The 16,344-nt window shown below is 55.4% G+C and carries 17 protein-coding genes and 1 tRNA gene; 12 read left to right on the top strand and 6 right to left on the bottom strand.

Features of this window, described 5'->3' with window-relative positions; all coding sequences use genetic code 11:
* The first annotated feature begins 489 nt into the window (after window positions 1-489).
* The 3 genes from GOV85_RS14770 to GOV85_RS14760 are packed head-to-tail and all read left to right on the top strand — an operon-like array spanning window position 490 to window position 3,008.
* The gene (locus GOV85_RS14770; protein WP_171179416.1) at window positions 490-1,239 is read left to right on the top strand and encodes an allophanate hydrolase subunit 1; all 750 of its coding nucleotides are present in this window, start codon (window positions 490-492) and stop codon (window positions 1,237-1,239) included.
* Window positions 1,236-2,234 (top strand): biotin-dependent carboxyltransferase family protein, encoded by a 999-nt coding sequence (locus GOV85_RS14765; RefSeq protein WP_171179414.1) that lies wholly within the window; start codon window positions 1,236-1,238, stop codon window positions 2,232-2,234. The genes GOV85_RS14770 and GOV85_RS14765 overlap by 4 nt, the downstream gene beginning before the upstream one ends.
* Window positions 2,235-2,246: 12 nt before the next feature.
* Window positions 2,247-3,008 (top strand): LamB/YcsF family protein, encoded by a 762-nt coding sequence (locus GOV85_RS14760; protein ID WP_171179412.1) that lies wholly within the window; start codon window positions 2,247-2,249, stop codon window positions 3,006-3,008.
* Window positions 3,009-3,097: 89 nt separating this feature from the next.
* Here GOV85_RS14760 and GOV85_RS14755 read toward each other — a convergent pair whose 3' ends face one another.
* Window positions 3,098-4,465: a D-alanyl-D-alanine carboxypeptidase family protein gene (locus GOV85_RS14755; protein ID WP_171179459.1), complete on the bottom strand. Its 1,368-nt coding sequence runs from the start codon at window positions 4,463-4,465 to the stop codon at window positions 3,098-3,100.
* Window positions 4,466-4,764: 299 nt separating this feature from the next.
* Window positions 4,765-5,466, bottom strand: coding sequence for an HAD family hydrolase (locus GOV85_RS14750; RefSeq protein WP_171179410.1), 702 nt, complete (start codon window positions 5,464-5,466; stop codon window positions 4,765-4,767).
* A gap of 93 nt (window positions 5,467-5,559) precedes the next feature.
* On the opposite strand from GOV85_RS14750, the gene clpS reads away from it, so the two are divergent.
* The 4 genes from clpS to hemF are packed head-to-tail and all read left to right on the top strand — an operon-like array spanning window position 5,560 to window position 8,641.
* A complete protein-coding gene (clpS, locus tag GOV85_RS14745) occupies window positions 5,560-5,901 on the top strand; it encodes an ATP-dependent Clp protease adapter ClpS (protein WP_171179408.1) in 342 nt (113 codons plus the stop codon).
* A 47-nt stretch (window positions 5,902-5,948) separates the two neighbouring features.
* Window positions 5,949-6,914: a class I SAM-dependent methyltransferase gene (locus tag GOV85_RS14740; protein ID WP_171179405.1), complete on the top strand. Its 966-nt coding sequence runs from the start codon at window positions 5,949-5,951 to the stop codon at window positions 6,912-6,914.
* A 36-nt stretch (window positions 6,915-6,950) separates the two neighbouring features.
* Window positions 6,951-7,751 carry an SDR family NAD(P)-dependent oxidoreductase gene (locus GOV85_RS14735; protein ID WP_171179403.1) on the top strand — a complete coding sequence of 267 codons (801 nt, stop codon included), beginning with the start codon at window positions 6,951-6,953 and terminating at the stop codon, window positions 7,749-7,751.
* A gap of 5 nt (window positions 7,752-7,756) precedes the next feature.
* Window positions 7,757-8,641: an oxygen-dependent coproporphyrinogen oxidase gene (gene hemF, locus GOV85_RS14730; RefSeq protein ID WP_171179401.1), complete on the top strand. Its 885-nt coding sequence runs from the start codon at window positions 7,757-7,759 to the stop codon at window positions 8,639-8,641.
* Between the two features lie 3 nt (window positions 8,642-8,644).
* Here the strand turns inward: hemF and GOV85_RS14725 are convergent, their stop codons facing one another.
* Window positions 8,645-9,052, bottom strand: a complete 408-nt coding sequence (locus tag GOV85_RS14725; RefSeq protein WP_171179399.1) for a hypothetical protein — start codon at window positions 9,050-9,052, stop codon at window positions 8,645-8,647.
* A 185-nt stretch (window positions 9,053-9,237) separates the two neighbouring features.
* Between GOV85_RS14725 and GOV85_RS14720 the strand changes: the two genes are divergently transcribed.
* Both GOV85_RS14720 and GOV85_RS14715 read left to right on the top strand, forming a co-directional pair.
* Complete coding sequence (locus tag GOV85_RS14720) at window positions 9,238-9,750, top strand: toxin-activating lysine-acyltransferase (RefSeq protein WP_171179397.1); 513 nt, start codon at window positions 9,238-9,240, stop codon at window positions 9,748-9,750.
* Entirely contained in the window at window positions 9,751-10,677 is a 927-nt protein-coding gene (locus GOV85_RS14715; protein ID WP_348540169.1) for a Hint domain-containing protein, read from the top strand. It abuts the gene before it with no gap.
* A gap of 2 nt (window positions 10,678-10,679) precedes the next feature.
* Here GOV85_RS14715 and modC read toward each other — a convergent pair whose 3' ends face one another.
* The 3 genes from modC to modA are packed head-to-tail and all read right to left on the bottom strand — an operon-like array spanning window position 10,680 to window position 13,254.
* Window positions 10,680-11,780, bottom strand: a complete 1,101-nt coding sequence (gene modC, locus GOV85_RS14710) for a molybdenum ABC transporter ATP-binding protein (protein WP_171179396.1) — start codon at window positions 11,778-11,780, stop codon at window positions 10,680-10,682.
* Window positions 11,777-12,469 carry a molybdate ABC transporter permease subunit gene (modB, locus tag GOV85_RS14705; RefSeq protein ID WP_171179394.1) on the bottom strand — a complete coding sequence of 231 codons (693 nt, stop codon included), beginning with the start codon at window positions 12,467-12,469 and terminating at the stop codon, window positions 11,777-11,779. The genes modC and modB overlap by 4 nt, the downstream gene beginning before the upstream one ends.
* A gap of 5 nt (window positions 12,470-12,474) precedes the next feature.
* Window positions 12,475-13,254, bottom strand: a complete 780-nt coding sequence (modA, locus tag GOV85_RS14700; protein WP_245223345.1) for a molybdate ABC transporter substrate-binding protein — start codon at window positions 13,252-13,254, stop codon at window positions 12,475-12,477.
* Between the two features lie 307 nt (window positions 13,255-13,561).
* Between modA and GOV85_RS14695 the strand changes: the two genes are divergently transcribed.
* From GOV85_RS14695 to GOV85_RS14690, 3 genes are all read left to right on the top strand, one after another.
* Window positions 13,562-13,637 (top strand) — tRNA-Val (locus tag GOV85_RS14695).
* 62 nt (window positions 13,638-13,699) lie between these two features.
* Window positions 13,700-14,797, top strand: coding sequence for a DUF6538 domain-containing protein (locus GOV85_RS21790; RefSeq protein ID WP_371813600.1), 1,098 nt, complete (start codon window positions 13,700-13,702; stop codon window positions 14,795-14,797).
* 35 nt (window positions 14,798-14,832) lie between these two features.
* Window positions 14,833-15,981, top strand: coding sequence for a hypothetical protein (locus GOV85_RS14690; protein WP_171179392.1), 1,149 nt, complete (start codon window positions 14,833-14,835; stop codon window positions 15,979-15,981).
* Window positions 15,982-16,344: the final 363 nt, after the last annotated feature.

The raw sequence follows: 16,344 nt of genomic DNA, 5'->3' as shown, positions 1-16,344 counted from the left end.
TGTGTCACCGCCGCTTCCGCAGCGTCCCAGCGCCTCAGCAGCGCCGGTGAAGGGGGTTCTAAGGTTTACTCCCAAAACCCGCAACCCAAAAAAACAAAAAATCAAAAGTTTTTTGAGTCACGCCTTAAAATTATTTAATTTCAAATACTTAAAGCAATCAACATACCGCTAAATCAGAGCTGAAAAGCTATACACGTTAACAAACCCTTTCTTCGAAAGTCTCGGCCAAACCACACCGCCACTACATCTAGAGCGCCAACAGAGCGCAGGCACAAGTCGGAGCGACTCGAGCCCACGATCCGACTCGAGGATTTCACCAAATCCCGAGCCAACTGACGAGTGAGAATCGAAGAACAGCCAAACTAACCCTGATCTTTTGACCTTACCCAAACCTCGTTCGTCTACCGCCAAACCCCTCAAGACCTGTCTTGCACATCTCCTTTGGATGGGGTCTGGTTCCCGTACTTTGTTGTCACACGCAGGATCAGTATGGCCCGTCACGTTCAGTTTCCTTTGGTCAGAACCGTTGGGTTTGACGGAGCGCTCGTCACATTTGCGGATATCATGTCAGAGAAGGCAAATTGTGCAGCGCTGGCATTCCGGTCCGAAGTAGACGGTCTGCAATGGGATGAAGTCACAGAGTCTTCGGCGTCTTTGGGCTCGACCTTTGTGCGTTTCGACACACAGCTCATTTCTCATCAGCAAATGCTTGAAAGACTCCAGTATCTTCTGGACCAAAAGGACTGGTACAACACACCCCTTCCAACAGGTCGCAAGCTGTGGCGCGTTCCAACAGTCTACGGAACCGATCTGGCGCCACAGCTGGACGACGCTGCCGCTGCCGCTGGCTTAACGCCGGAAGAGGCAATACGACGCCTTGGACAGTCGCGGGTGAGGGTTTTGACCATAGGGTTTGCGCCCGGACAGCCCTACCTTGGGCCACTGGGGCCCGAGTTCAATATTCCCCGACTGCAAAACCTGACCCCGATGGTGCCAGAGGGCGCGTTGGTTCTGGCGATCTCGCAATTCGTCTTGTTTTCCGGCCCAACACCAACCGGATGGCGGCATGTCGGACAAACCGCCTTTAGATGCTTTCGCCCGGAGAGGTCCGATACATTCCCGTTGAGCCCCGGTGACGAATTGCTGTTCACGCCAGTATCCCGTGAAAAGTTGGAGCATATCCGCGCCACCAATACAGACGGTACCGGTGGTGCCATCTGTGAGGAGATCGCACCATGAGTCTGATCGTCCATCGGATCGGCCCTTCATGTACAATCCAGGATCAGGGGCGTACCGGGTATCTGGACCAGGGTTTGTCGCGTTCTGGTGCCGCCGATATATTGGCCTTGCATGAAGGGGCTGCTTTACTGGGGCAGAGCCCGAACCTCGCAGCGCTCGAAATGGCCGGAATGGGCGGTGAGTTTGAGGTCACGCAAGACGTGCGCATTGCACTAACCGGTGCGCGGATGCAAACCAGCATCGACGGCAGCCCAGTGACCTGGAATGCGTCACATCAATTGACTGCCGGGCAACGAATGAACATTGGGGCAGCTGTACAGGGTAACTATGGCTATCTTCATCTCGGCGGCGGAATAGAGTCCGATGTTTTTCTGGGTTCGCGCTCGGCACATTTGACGGCGCGGATCGGTCGTGCGTTAGAACAAGGCGACAGGCTGACATGCGGACCAGATGCAGGCCAGACCGGGTTGAAACTAACGCCTGATGAACGGTTCGCGGGCGGAGAACTGCGTGTGGTGGCAAGCTTTCAGACCACACTGTTTGATCGCTCGACATTGGATCGCTTTGCCGCGACCACTTTCCGGCGCGGAACGCGCGCCAACCGGATGGGGATGCAAGTGGATAGCGACGGAGACGGGTTTGCGGCATCCGGTCAGCTGAACATTTTGTCCGAGGTGATCACCCCCGGCGATATTCAAATGACCGGCACAGGGGATCCGTTCATCCTGTTGCCGGAGTGCCAGACCACCGGGGGTTATCCTCGTATTGCAACCGTTTTGCCCTGCGATATGCCGCGCGCTGCACAAACGCCTGCCGGTGGTAAAATCCTTTTCAGATTTGTCAGCATGGACGAGGCAAGCGCGTTGCACACTGCCTTCCTGTCAGAACTTGCGCGCCTGCCCTCACGGGTCGAACCTCTGATCCGTGACCCGCACGACATTCAGGACCTGTTGTCCTACCAATTGATCGGCGGAGTGATCTCTGCCACCGACTAAGGAGAATTGCCGATGCCCAGCGTCGATCTGAATGCCGATATGGGGGAGAGTTTTGGCCCCTGGAAGATGGGCGATGACGAAAGCCTGTTGAAAATCATCACCTCCGCCAACATCGCCTGTGGTTTTCATGCAGGCGACCCGGATGTGATGGCGGCGACAATGCAACTTGCGACCGACAACAATGTGGGCATAGGTGCGCATCCCGGCTTTCCCGATCTGCAGGGCTTTGGCCGTAGGAACATGAAAGTGCCCCATAATGCGTTGCGCAATTTGGTGCGGTATCAGTTGGGCGCAGCAATGGGCATGGCCAAGGCGGTCGGCACCAAAGTTCGGCACCTCAAGCTGCACGGCGCGCTGGCCAATATGTGCTCGGTCGATATTGATATGGCGCGGGCCTGCTATCAGGGCGCTTTGGATGTGGACCCCGACATTATTGTCATGGTGCTTGCTGTGACAAAACAGGAAGATGCCGTGCGCGAGCTTGGGTGTAAATGGGTGGGCGAGATCTTTGCCGACCGCGCCTACAACGACGATGGCACCTTGGTGGACCGCAGCCTGCCCGGTGCCGTGATCCACGACGCTGATGTGGCTGGTCCACGCATTCTGAACATGGTCCGCGAAGGCGCTATCATCACTGAAAGCGGTAAGAGGCTAGAGACCTCCATCGACACGATTTGTCTGCATGGGGACGGACCAACTGCGGTTCAGATCGCCCGTTCCGTGAGGGAAAGCCTGATCGGCGGCGGCGTCGAGGTGACGAAGTTCGTCCGATAACCCTACACGCCTTTAATACTGCGCTGTCATGAAAAAAGGGCTGTGGAAAACCACAGCCCAGACCCAACAGGAGAGTATTTTGCCGAACCTTATGATGGTCCGATCATGAAACAGGTCACATTGCGGGCCTGTAACCGGCGGCACGCCAGATCGGCCTGCTCGCGGGTCATGCCTTGAAAAGTTGCATCGAAGCCGCGCGAGCTTTGGTTCACCTTGCGCAGCGTGCCCTCTAGCGTCGTCATTTCTGACAAAGCGGTTTTCAGCAGCACCTTCTCGGCCTCATATCGTGTGGTGTAACGCCCCACATTGACGCCCCACAGATGCCCGCCAGACGAAGAAAGTCGGGTGACCACCTCCTGCTCGGGCTCGGGCTGTTTGGCCGTTTCGGTCGACGCCAGTACCAGACCGGTCGGGCGCTGTGTCGGGCGGGTGCCCGGTGTTTGTTCAGACGTATTGGTCGGTGCGATATCCGCTTGGGCGATGGCAGCCGCAATGCCATTTGTGATCCGGTCGCGGTTCTGATCCGCAGTCGCCGCAACGGCACTTGCAACCTGCGTTGTCGCGCTTGGACGTACAACTGGGCGCAGACTTGTTTTGGGCGGTCCGCTTACACCCGCGACCTGTACGCCCAGTCCGGCATTTCCAGCATAAGCCGGGCGCGCCGGCTTGCGGATAGGCGCTCGCGATGGGGCGCGGCGGAAACCCAAATCCAACAGCTCGGCAACTTTGGCATTGCGCGATGCGCCCGACTTTCCGCCAAAGACGGTTGCGATGATCCGTTCATTTTTGCGCTTGGCCGACGCCACCAGGTTGAACCCCGCAGCGCGTGTATACCCGGTTTTGATTCCATCTGCCCCTTTGTACGCGGCCAACAGGCGACGGTTGGTATTCGGTACAGTCTTGATCCCTGCATGTGTCGATTGACGCGAGAACAGGTTATAATACTGCGGATAATCGTACAGCAGATGCCGTCCCAGCGTGGTCATGTCGCGCGCGGTGGACAAATGCCCCGACTCGGTCAGACCATGCGCGTTCTTGAAAGTCGTACGGCTCATGCCCATGGCCTTGGCAGTGCGTGTCATACGGCGCGCAAACGCGGCTTCGGACCCGCTGATGGCGATGCCGATAGCGGTTGCCGCGTCATTGGCTGATTTCACCGCTGCCGCGCGGATCAGATACCGGAAAGCAATCGTCTGCCCCGTTCGTAGACCCAACTTGGAAGGCGGCTCGGCCGCAGCCTTCTTGGTGATCCGTACAGGCGTATCCAGTGTAATCTCGCCATTTCGCACCGCTTCAAACGCGATGTACAGCGTCATCATCTTGGTCAGCGATGCCGGATGCAACCGCGTGTCAGCATTGCGCGAATGCAAAACCTCTCCGGTACGAGCGTCAATTACCATTGCCGCATAAGGTGCCGCGATGGATTTGAGTGGCGCAAACGCCAGCACACATAGCATCGCTATAAGGAATAAGCCCGTTCGGGCCGGAACTGTCCGCCGAATCTGCACGATCTTTGCCTCTGTCTGCCTCGCGCCGCCGGGTTTTCCCGGTCAGCAAAATTATTTTGATACCGACTAAGCTAACACAGAGGGGCCATGAAATAAACTGAAAGCTGCGCATTTCGCGGTTTCGTCATGCGCCCGCACAAGGCTATATGTTGATGACGTTCCAGCCCTGGCCCACCAGATGCGCGATTGTGGCAATGCTTTGCCGCCGCGCGGCTCGAAATTTGCAGAACTGCGGCCAATAGGCAACATTACCTCAGGCTGCTCACCAGATCAGCCAGATCACCCAAATCGCGCAGCTCGCGGAATCGGGGGCTTTCAACCGGGGCTTCGGCGTACTCAACCTCCCACACCAGACCGTGGGGCACGTAAACGCCCCAGCATCCGGCCTGAATCGGAGCCACCACATCCGAGCGCATGGAATTGCCAACCATCATTGCAGACGCCGGACCATCCCCGTGGGATTCAAAAATCGTCCGATAGGTATCCGAAGTCTTTTCCGAGACGATCTCGACCCCGTCGAACAAATCGCCCAGCCCTGACTGGGCCAATTTCCGTTCCTGATCGATTAGATCGCCCTTGGTGATGAGAATGACGCGATAAGCGTCAGTCACGTTCTCGACCGCTTCGCGCGCATGAGGCAGCAGCTCGATCGGATGCGCCAGCATCTCTTGCCCGGCTTCGATCAATTGCCGAATGACCGAGGCCGGAACACGGTCTTCTGTCACCTCGATGGCGGTTTCGATCATCGACAGAACAAACCCCTTTATCCCATATCCATAATGCCTGATGTTGCGTTTTTCGGCGGCCAGAAGACGCTCCATCAGGTGATCGCGGTCGGTGTGATCAGCCAGCAATTCGGCAAAATGGGCCTGTGTCAGCTGAAAAAACCGTTCGTTGTGCCAAAGGGTATCATCCGCATCAAACCCGATTGTGGTCAGTTTCTTCGTCATCCGATTTACGTTCGCTTGCTCTTTTCACCGGCTATCCCCACGTTATATAAGCGCCAAGATAAACCCCAAGCCTGAATCGGACAGTTGCACACGATGCTGGAAAAGACCTGGATGATGTCTGAGACCCCGGACGACGACGGTGACGCGTCTGTCCTGCTTCAGACGCGCCCAAAAACCAAGCGTCCGCCCTTGTATAAGGTGCTGTTGCTGAACGACGATTACACGCCAATGGAGTTTGTCGTGCACGTGCTAGAGCGTTTCTTTGGTATGACCCACGCTCAGGCGTTTGAAATCATGCTGACCGTTCACAAAAAGGGCGTGGCCGTTGTCGGCGTCTTCAGCCACGAGATTGCTGAGACCAAAGTTGGCCAGGTGATGGACTTTGCCCGCAGGCACCAACACCCGCTGCAATGCACCATGGAACGCGAAGAATAAGGCATCTCGCCTGACGCACCCTTCTCTTTTTTTTGCCGGAATTGCCCATGTCCCCACGTCTGGAACTTGCTTTGCAAAACGGCCTGTCGCTGTCGCAGCCTTTGACGGTGATTTGCCCGGTGCCAGAGCATGACCTTTCGACGCTTCCCCCCGGTGCGCAGGTGGTGCAACCGTTCAAACCCTTTCACGACTGTTTTGCCGCGCAAGGTTTTGACACAGTGCCCGAAGCAAAAAACCCCTGTCAGGATGCCATCGTGTTTTTGCCACGTGCCAAGGCGCTGGCGCGCGCGATGATCCAGCGGGCGTGTTCACGGGCTGCTGGGGTTGTCGTGGTCGATGGGGCCAAGACCGATGGGGTGGACAGCATATTGAAAGATGTGCGCAAGCGGATTGCTGTCGAAGGCCCCCTGTCCAAAGCACACGGCAAAATTTTCTGGTTTCAGGCCAACGCAGCTGCTTTGGAGGATTGGGCCGCGCCCGCCACACAGAAGGTCGGTGATTTTCAAACCGCGCCAGGCGTGTTTTCGGCAGATGGAGTCGATCCGGCTTCGGCCATGTCGTCAAATGTCTTGCCTGCCAAACTTGGCGCACGCGTCGCCGACCTTGGTGCAGGTTGGGGATATTTGTCAGCAGAGATCCTCAAACGTGACGACGTCAAGTCATTGCACCTGGTCGAGGCAGATCATGCCGCTCTGACCTGCGCGCGCAGAAACATCTTGGATTCAAGAGCACAGTTCTATTGGGCAGATGCAGTCAAATGGACCGCACCCGAGCCCATCGACACCGTCGTCATGAACCCCCCGTTTCACACCTCGCGCAGCGCGGACCCCGCGCTGGGTCAGGGATTTATCGTCGCTGCCGCACGCAATCTGACCCGCAACGGAACTCTGTGGATGGTCGCCAATCGCCACCTTCCCTACGAAACCACGCTGAACGAACATTTCGCTCAGGTCACTGAAATTGCCGGAGACAACCGGTTCAAGGTGCTTCAGGCCTCTCGCCCTCGGCGCTAAGGCTCGCTAACCTGCCCCCAATTCAGGAGGATTCGGATGTCCTTTTCCATCGCTGGCAAGACAGCAATCGTAACGGGCGGTGCCAACGGCATCGGTCTGGCTATTGGACGCCATTTCGCTGATGCAGGGGCAAATGTCATGTTCGCCGACATGGACGAAAAGCGTCTGATCGATGAGTTAGGCGGTCAGGCCGAGGACGGCAATATCCGCTATTTCGCGGGCGATTTGCGCGAAAAGCTGACCATAGCAAACCTGCTTTCTGCCACACTGGACGCTTTTGATCAGGTGGATATTCTGATCAACGGCGCGCGGCAGGTGATCCCATCTGATCCTCTGGACCCAGATGACGACTCGGTGCGTACTCTGCTGAACCAGAACCTGATGCCCGCCCTGCGGCTAAGCCAATTGGTTTCCAAGCGCATGATCAAACAGGCGGACGGGGATGAAGAAAACCCCGCCGGGTCGATCATCAACTTGTCTTCTATCGCAGCCCGCCGGACGCATCCCGACCTGATGGCCTATTCCGTGTCGACCGCGGCGCTGGATCAGATGACCCGATCCCTTGCAGTCGCGCTTGCTCCGAACCGTATTCGGGTCAATTCGATCGCACTGGGCTCGGTCATGAGCGCTTCGTTACAATCGAAACTCAAGGAAAACCGGGACTTCCGGGACGATATTGAAAAGCACACGCCGCTGGCCCGTATCGCTTCGGCGACAGAGCTGACCGAAACCGCGCAGTTTCTGGCGTCCGACGCAGCCGGTTTCATCACAGGTCAGATCCTGACAATCGACGGCGGGCGTACATTGCTTGACCCCGTAGCTGCCCCAGCCCACTAAGACACATGTTCGATACAGAAAAATCCACTGCCTCCGCCTGGTTCCGACAACTGCGCGACGATATTGTCTCTGCGTTCGAAGCCCTTGAAGACAGCCACGACACTGGACCGTTTTCCGATGCAAAACCCGGTCGGTTCGAGGTCAAAGAAACCGAGCGCCAATCTGAGGATGGTTCGGATGCAGGTGGCGGGCTGATGTCTGTGATGCATGGCGGTCGCGTGTTCGAGAAAGTTGGCGTCAATGTCTCGACCGTCTTCGGCACATTGGGTGAACGCGCACAGCACGCGATGGCGGCGCGCAAAGGTATCCCCGGCATGACCGAGGATCCCCGCTTCTGGGCTTCGGGGATCAGTCTCGTGGCCCATATGCAAAATCCCCATGTCCCTGCGGTGCACATGAACACACGCATGTTCTGGACGCCGCACGCCTGGTGGTTTGGTGGGGGCTCGGACCTGAACCCCTGTATCGAATATGACGAAGACACACGCCATTTCCACTCCACCCAAAAAGCTCATCTGGACCCGCACGGCGTCGCACACTATCCGCGCCTGAAAGACTGGGCGGACGAGTATTTCTATATTCCTCATCGCAAGCGTGCACGAGGCGTGGGTGGGATTTTCATGGATGACTACTGCACCGGGGAATGGCAGGCCGATTTTGCCCTGACCCAGGATATCGGTCGTGCATTCCTGCCCGCCTTCTTGCCATTGGTTGAAAAGCGTCGCTTGCAGGGTTTCACAGACGCGGACAAGAACACCCAACTCGTGCATCGCGGTCTGTATGCGGAATACAACCTGGTCTACGACCGCGGCACAAAATTTGGGCTGGAAACCGGGCATGACCCGGATGCGGTTCTGATGAGCCTGCCGCCGATGGCGAAATGGGTCTGACGCTCAGAACGTGTCCATGATGAAGTTGTCGTAACAGTAGTTCTGTGCCGACGATGCCGACATGTTGGCACCGACCTTTCGAACCGTTATTGAGTATCCCGGCTTGGTATCCGCGCCGGGTGGCGGTGTCAGAGAAAACTGAACTGTCCGGACACCGGGTTCATAAGCACGATAAATATAGATCCGTTGATTGTTCGGCACGCCCAAAGTTCGGATCGCATAGTCGCCGATACCGCACCAGTAATTCACGGGCGCTGACGAGCCTACAGCCTTGACCTCATAAACCCCATCCGGCAGCGCCGTGATCTCTGTGCGAAATTGAGGGCGGACATACAGGCCAAAACCGACAGCCTCGGCAATTGCAGGTGCCAACACCAGAGCAGTTGAGGCAAAAACCTTAAGAAAACGCATAATCCAGCATCCCGTAAAAATGCTCCCTTCTCATTAACATAGCCAGGTCAGCGCCCGAGTAAAGCGCTGCACCCTCGAGATGAGGACGGCGTGGGCGCGGTTAAGAAATTCTTCTACCCATATCGCTGGAAAAGGGTACACTGTGATTAAGGTTTTGGTTCACATTGCAAAGTTGGCCTGTCCCGTTGAGCAAGAGCTTCCCCAAAGACTGGTTTGATTTTCCGCCCGAGAAATATGCCGATCTGGGCGCGATGTTCTATCTTGCCGGGCTGACGAAGACTCATCAAAAACGCAATCTGGCACAGGTTCTCTATGCATTCGAAACTCCATTTCGCCTGGGCCAGTACCATATCTTCCGGCAAGACGGTTTTCCCCGTGGCTTTGTTACCTTTGCCGGGCTCAGCCCCGAGGCCGAGTACCGCTATGCGGTACAGGAAAAACCACTGAAGGATACCGATTTTACCAGTGGTCCTTCCTTCTGGATCGTCGATCTGGTGGCCCCGTTTGGACAAACAAGCCAGATTGTTGATATCCTTAAACAAGAGATCCCACATCCACGTGTGCGAACAAACCGGATGGACAGCGACATGACACGCAACCGGATCGTCGAATGGACGCGGGATCAGGCGGGCGAGGTCCATATGCGCCTGTATCGGAAACGAGAATTTGAACAGGTGTTGCAGCAAGGCGAAGGTTAAGTGGTCTCGGTAACAATCACAGGCGAATTGACCGGAAACGTGACCGGATCCCCGCCGAATGTGGCGATGGGACAGCCGACGCTGGACAATGGCACATTCACACCAACGACCCAGACCTGGACGATTGCAACACCCCCCGCCAACGGTACTGCCTCGATTGATCCAAACACTGGCGAGTGGACCTATGCGGTCGACCCGACCTTTTTTGACAGCTTGGACAACGGCGAAGTCGTTTTCGATACCTTCTTCATCAGCGTTACTGGCACCACACAAGTGGGGCCCTTTACCCTGCCGTTTTCCAACAACCCGGACCCGGTTGCAGTCACGATCAGGATCGAAGGTGTGTGCTTTGCAGCCGGGACTTTGATCGAGACCGAAGACGGTCCAAAGGTCATCGAAACGCTGGACGTAGGTCACAAGGTTGCTACCGCGGATCACGGGCTGCAACCCATTCGCTGGATCGAAAGCAGTGTGATACCTCGCGAACGATTATGCGCCGAGCCTGCGATGCGGCCTGTGCGCATTTCAGCAGGAAGTCTGGGGTCGAACTCACCCCGTCGGGATCTTCTGGTTTCGCAACAGCACCGCATTCTGGTGAAGGGCCCGAAAGTGGAACTGCTGTTCGGTGCCGCCGAGGCGCTGGTGGCTGCAAAGCATCTATGCGACTGGCCGGGTATTTATGTGGATACCTCGGTAGAGGCGATTGAGTACCTGCATATATTGTTGGATCGTCATGAAATTCTGAATGCAGAAGGGCTGCAAGCTGAAAGCCTGTTTCTGGGGGAAGAAGCGCTTTACACGCTGTCTTCCGACGCGCTTCGGGAACTGGCTGCAATCTTTCCAGACCGGCCAGCTTCGGGTCACACCGGGTTTGGCCGCGCCGCGCGTTTGATACTGCGCGAACATGAGGCGCGCGCGCTTACCTGAGATTACTGGCCCGGCGCGATACGCCCGCCGACATCCTGAGGAGCCAGGGCAACCGTCTTAATAATCGCGTGACATGGGCTGCCCACCTGCAAGTTTAATGCCGCCACTGATCGACGTGTGACGCGCGCCAGAACACTACCTGCAGGGGTCGTGACGGACACAATTGCGCCAGGCCCCTCGCCCGATCGGATCGAGGCCACCGTACCGCTGAGCACGTTCAGTGCAGACAATCCCTCGGGCTTTTGGTTTGACAAGATCACCTCTTGCGCCGGGATGCGGATGCGCAATTGCGCCCCTACGTCATGCGCAATGCGTGGCAGGAACAATCTTGCGCCGTTGGCATTCAACTCTGTCAGCCCGTCAGTGTGATGCTGCACGACCTGAACTTCCAAAACGGCCCCAACTGCGCGAACCCCGGCCGGGGCAACCGAAGGATCGGCTAAAACCTCGGAAGCGGGCCCATGGCGCACGGCTTTTCCGTCTTGAAGTGCAACAACCGAGGTCGCCAGACGCGCGACCTCGGCCGCCGAGTGGGTTACATAGAGAATAGGAACAGATACCTCATCCCTGAGACGTTCGAAATACGGCAGAATCTCTGCTTTCCGCGCCTCGTCCAACGCGGCCAGAGGTTCATCTGCAAGGATCAGACGCGGGCTCGCCAGCAGCGCACGCCCAATGGCCACGCGTTGTTTTTCGCCCCCTGACAACCCGGCTGGTCGGCGATCCAGCAGGTGGCCAATGCCCAGCATTTCGATGACCTTTTCGGGGTCTTCCCGCTGCGCCCTTTTGGGGGCAAACCAGCGACCGTAGGCCAGATTTTGGCGTACGGTCAGATGAGGGAATAGCCGCCCTTCCTGAAAGATATACCCTAACCGCCGCCGGTGTGGCGGCAGCCATTGCCCGTGACCCGTGTCGAAAAGAACCCAATCCTCGACCGCAACGCGACCCGCCTGAGGTCGCAGCAGCCCGGCCACCGCATTGACGATGGTCGTCTTGCCCGACCCGGACCGCCCGAACAAGACAGTCACTCCGGGCGGTGCGTCAAAGCTGACATCCAGATCCAGATCCGACAAATGATGATGCACCCGAACGGAAAGACTCATGATCCGGCCACCCGTGCGGCAGCGCGCCGTCCTACGTATTCTGACAAAAGAAGGGCGCTCATCGCGATAACGATTGAGATAAGGACCAACCGCGTTGCAGCCGACTCGCCGCCCGGAACCTGCAAGAATGCATAGACTGCTGACGGAAGCGTTTGGGTCTGGCCCGGAATGTTAGACACAAACGTGATGGTTGCACCAAATTCGCCCATTGCCTTGGCAAAAGCTAGAATGGCCCCGGCTATGACCCCAGGAAGGATCATCGGCAAAGTCACGGTCACAAAAACCATCGGGCGCGACGCCCCCAGCGTGGCCCCGGCTTGCTCTAGTTTTGGATCCACAGCCTCGATCGACAACCGTATGGCCCGGACCATTAAGGGGAATGCCATGATCCCTGCAGCCAGCGCCGCCCCGGTCCAGCGAAACGCGACAACTATCCCGAACTCTGCCAGAACACGCCCAAGAGGTCCCTGAACTCCAAAGGTCAGCAACAACAGATAGCCCGTAACAACAGGTGGCAGGATTAACGGCAAATGCACCAGACCATTTAGGACCTGCCGGCCGGGAAACCTCCAGCGGGCCAGCGCGTAGGCTACGAAAATCCCAAACGGCAACGTCGCCAGCGTCGCCCAGAACGACACGCGCAAAGACAGCTTTAACGCTTCAATTTCGGCAGGGCCCAACCAGTCCACGTGGATCACCCACCCGGCAGGGAAAACCCCTGCTCCTGAAAAACGGACAACGCCGCAGCGCTGCGCAGATGGTCCAAAAAGGCTTGTGCTCCACCCTGTGCAGATGATGTGACGGCCGCAGGATATATTATCTCAGGATGCAGGTCGTCGGGAATGGTCGCCAAAACACTGACCCGCGTTTCCACCTGTGCGTCTGATCGATACACAATACCCAAGGGTGCAGCCCCTGCCGCCACAAGTGCCAAAGCAGCGCGCACGTTGTCGGTCTGCGCAACATGGTCCTGTAATGCGTCCCATTGGTTCAGGCCTTGCAACGCGGCTTTGCCGTAGATACCTGCTGGCACGGCATCAACCAAGGCCATCGCCAAAAATCCGCCGTTCAATTCGGCCTTTAGGTCGTGACCAGGTTGGATCTCTCCCCAACTTGCTCGGCCTGTCGCACCAATCACAACCAGCCCATTGCCCAGCAAATCCACCCGCGAATTTGCCCGGATCAAATCGTCCTGCTCCAATATGTCCATCCAATCAGGATTCGCCGAGATGAACACGTCGGCAGGCGCGCCCTGCTGAATTTGGCGCGCTAGCACCGACGAGGCCGCGTAAGAGACCGTGACACGGTGCCCCGTTTCCGTTTCATAGCTTGCAGCAATCTCATCCAGCGCTGTCTTCAGACTCGCCGCTGCAAAAACCAAAACACCCTCGGCCCCGGCTCGGACCGGTGCCAACGCCAAAACACCTAAGACCAGTGCCACCATCCAGAAACGGCGGGTGAAGGTTAAGGTCATGTACACTCCCGACCGGAAAATTGCAGTCCCTTCGGGAATATCGGAGGGCGCAGGCCCCGCGCAAGCGCATTTGAGAAATTACCGAGATCGATGCCGCTGCGTTGCAGAAAGTCCAAAAGGGTCAAGGCGTCCATTGGACATGACCATCATCACGCCGCACATATCCGGATATGCGACGGAACGGGATTAAACCGTGTTCAGATATCCAGACGGGCAAGGCAACACGGGTTGGCCAAAGAATAGAATTCAAGAAAATCACTCAGACCCTCTTGCACCCGCCCGCAGGCTTGGCTACATGCAGCGTCACGGGTGATTAGCTCAGTTGGTAGAGCGCTTCGTTTACACCGAAGATGTCGGGAGTTCGAGTCTCTCATCACCCACCATTCTCTTCATTTTCAATGGTTTACTCAGGGTCTTGTAACGAGAACTTGGAGACCATTTGAGGATGAATGTAAGGGAATCGAAACCTCAAAACCGTGTTGGACTACCCGGAGGATTGTTCCTCAGAGGTAAAGGGTATGCTCTTAGGGTCGCTGTACCGACTGAGTACCAAGACATTGTTGGCAAACGAGAGATCGTCCGAGGCTTAGGAACTCAGGACCTAGCCGAAGCATTGAAGCGCCGTCCAAGAGTGCTTGAGGAAATCCTTGAAGCGATCACCGAAGGACAAACACCGTCTCAAGCAATTCGCCCGAACATTCCAAAACAGGGGAATACTGTGAGAGATACCGCCGACAGGTGGTTAGTTGAATCGGACGGGATAAATAACAGCACAAAGGTTAGATACCGCCAACACCTTAGGACATTTGAGGCGTACTCTGGGAACATACTGGTCACAGACATTAACCGCTCTCTGGCACTGGGCTTCATTGAGCACCTTAAGGCCACTCCCTCAAAGCGAACTGGGCAACCACTCTCGAGCCGCTCTCTTCAATCATGCCAATCTTGCTTAGCTTCCTATTGGCGTGTGCTGGACCACTGGGGGTTGGTTGATCCCGATATGCGGAATCCCTTTGGCTCTCTCCTGAGACGTGTAGCCGGTCAAAGAAAGAAGAAGGACCCACGGATTAAGAAACTGAGGCCTGTCACTAGAGGTGAAGCTCAAAAGCTGCTGCAGTACATCGCTGGCAATAATGGCCTCAAATATCAGTTCGAGATGTATGTCACAGTAAGACTGCTTTGGGTTACTGGATGCAGACTCAATGAAATCTGCTCGAGGTATTTGAAGGACATTGAGGACAGAGGAGACCACATCAAAATCAGCATCCCTCAAAGCAAGACAGAAGCCGGAATAAGGGATGTCATGATCGTTGGCGCTGAGGATTGTCAACTACTCCGGGAAGCTACCAAAATGGCAACGATAGTAGAACCAAGTTGTCCAGAGAATATCGGTAGATTGTTTCCTCGTATTGCATTGGGTGGCTACGATAGCTTGAGTAAAGCTACGTGTTCTGGGTATGTCCCGTTAGATGTGAGCGGCGTAAGATACACTGAAAGCCTGGGTTCCAGAGTGTATTCAGTGATGTTGCTTGTGCACAATTAGTGAATGAAAGTTCCGACCTTCGGAAAGGCCAAAAATTGAAACGTTTGATAGTACATATTGGTTGGGAAAAAACGGGTACAACATCACTTCAAGCCTTTATGAGCAATAATTGTGACAAACTTGAAAACGTTGGAGTCCACTACCCTAATGACCGCCACTTGACATTTGTTCAAGGCAATGGGCATTTCCCGCTGGCCGGAGCTCTGACGAACCAGAACAAACAAAGGGAATTCATCGCGGAACATAAGAAAATTGATGGACAAGTTATACTTTCCGATTTTGCTTCTCATCTAAAAGTTGTCAATAAAACCACAGTGATTTCTTGCGAGCATCTCTCCAGCAGAGTGGGCTCTGAGAATGAAATTAAGCTGTTGAAAGATAGCATTGATGCCACGGGCTACGAGGTAAAAGTTGTTTGCTATATTCGTGATCCGGTGAGTTTAGCCAAATCATCGCATTCTACGGCAGTCAAAGTCAGTAAGCGCGACAAACTAAACTGGGATCGCGTAGACCCGCAGAATGAGTACTTTAATCCAGTTCACCGGCTTCGTAGGTGGGCCGAGGTTTTTGGAAAAGAAAATGTAACTGTACGGGAATACCTGCCTAGCAAATTGGTCGGCGGAGATATTTGCTCTGATTTTTGTGAATTGATCGGTGTCGACTCTCAAGATTTTGCAATTCCAGATCGGCTTAATACTGCTCTTTCTCTAGATCACTTGGAAATATTGCGTCGTTGTAATTTTTTCTTGCCAACGCCTGCCGAAGATATGGCATCTTGGCGAAAGAGTAATACTACGAGAGCAATATTGAGAAAGGTCAGGCCGGATAGAGAAAACGTTGAGCTGAGTCACCCCATACCAGTTGGGGTATTAGATAGATTCTCAAAGGCTTGTGACGAAATTGAAAGTGAATTTTTGCCGGAAGGGCTGTCTGAAAACTGGCGTAGAACAAAGCAGCCACTAGAAAACGAATCCGACAAAGATCTGCCGGAAACTGCCTCGGAACTGGAAAGTCTTTCAGCGGAATGGTTAGTTTGCCTCGCGAAAAAAACTCAGGAGCTTCAGCAGGAGCGGGACAAGGCTATTTCCGAGCGGGACAAGGCTATTTCCGAGCGTGACCAAGCAAGAAGGCACCCTTGGGTGTATTTCAAGCACGCCGCAAAATTGCGTTTCCGGCAAAAATAGTGACCCAAAGTCGACTTGGAAATGGATTGGATTGTGTGCCGCAATCCTCACTGAACTCGGTGGCTATTTGGGTGTCAGATCTTGATCTCGCTGCATAGCAACGCACGCTGTGTTGCGTTGTGCCTTTTGGTGCATCTTTCGATAGTCGACTCAACGGCAACACACGTATTTCATGTGATTGAACGCGCTTAGTGGCAGTGGAATTCAGTGCTTTGATTAGTCGAATTGGTGGTGCAAAGCGCTGCGTTTGCACCACAGATGTGTCGGGAGTTCGAAACTCTCATCGCCCGTCATCTACCCTTCAAACTCAAGCAGAAATGCCAGCCTGACCAAACCCGGCCTAAAGAAAGTTGGCAATTACCC

The organism is Ruegeria sp. HKCCA4633, from assembly GCF_013034605.1.
Taxonomy (GTDB): domain Bacteria; phylum Pseudomonadota; class Alphaproteobacteria; order Rhodobacterales; family Rhodobacteraceae; genus Ruegeria.
The sequence above is the reverse complement of the archived record's forward strand: the minus strand, read 5'-3'. Positions and strand labels throughout refer to the sequence as shown.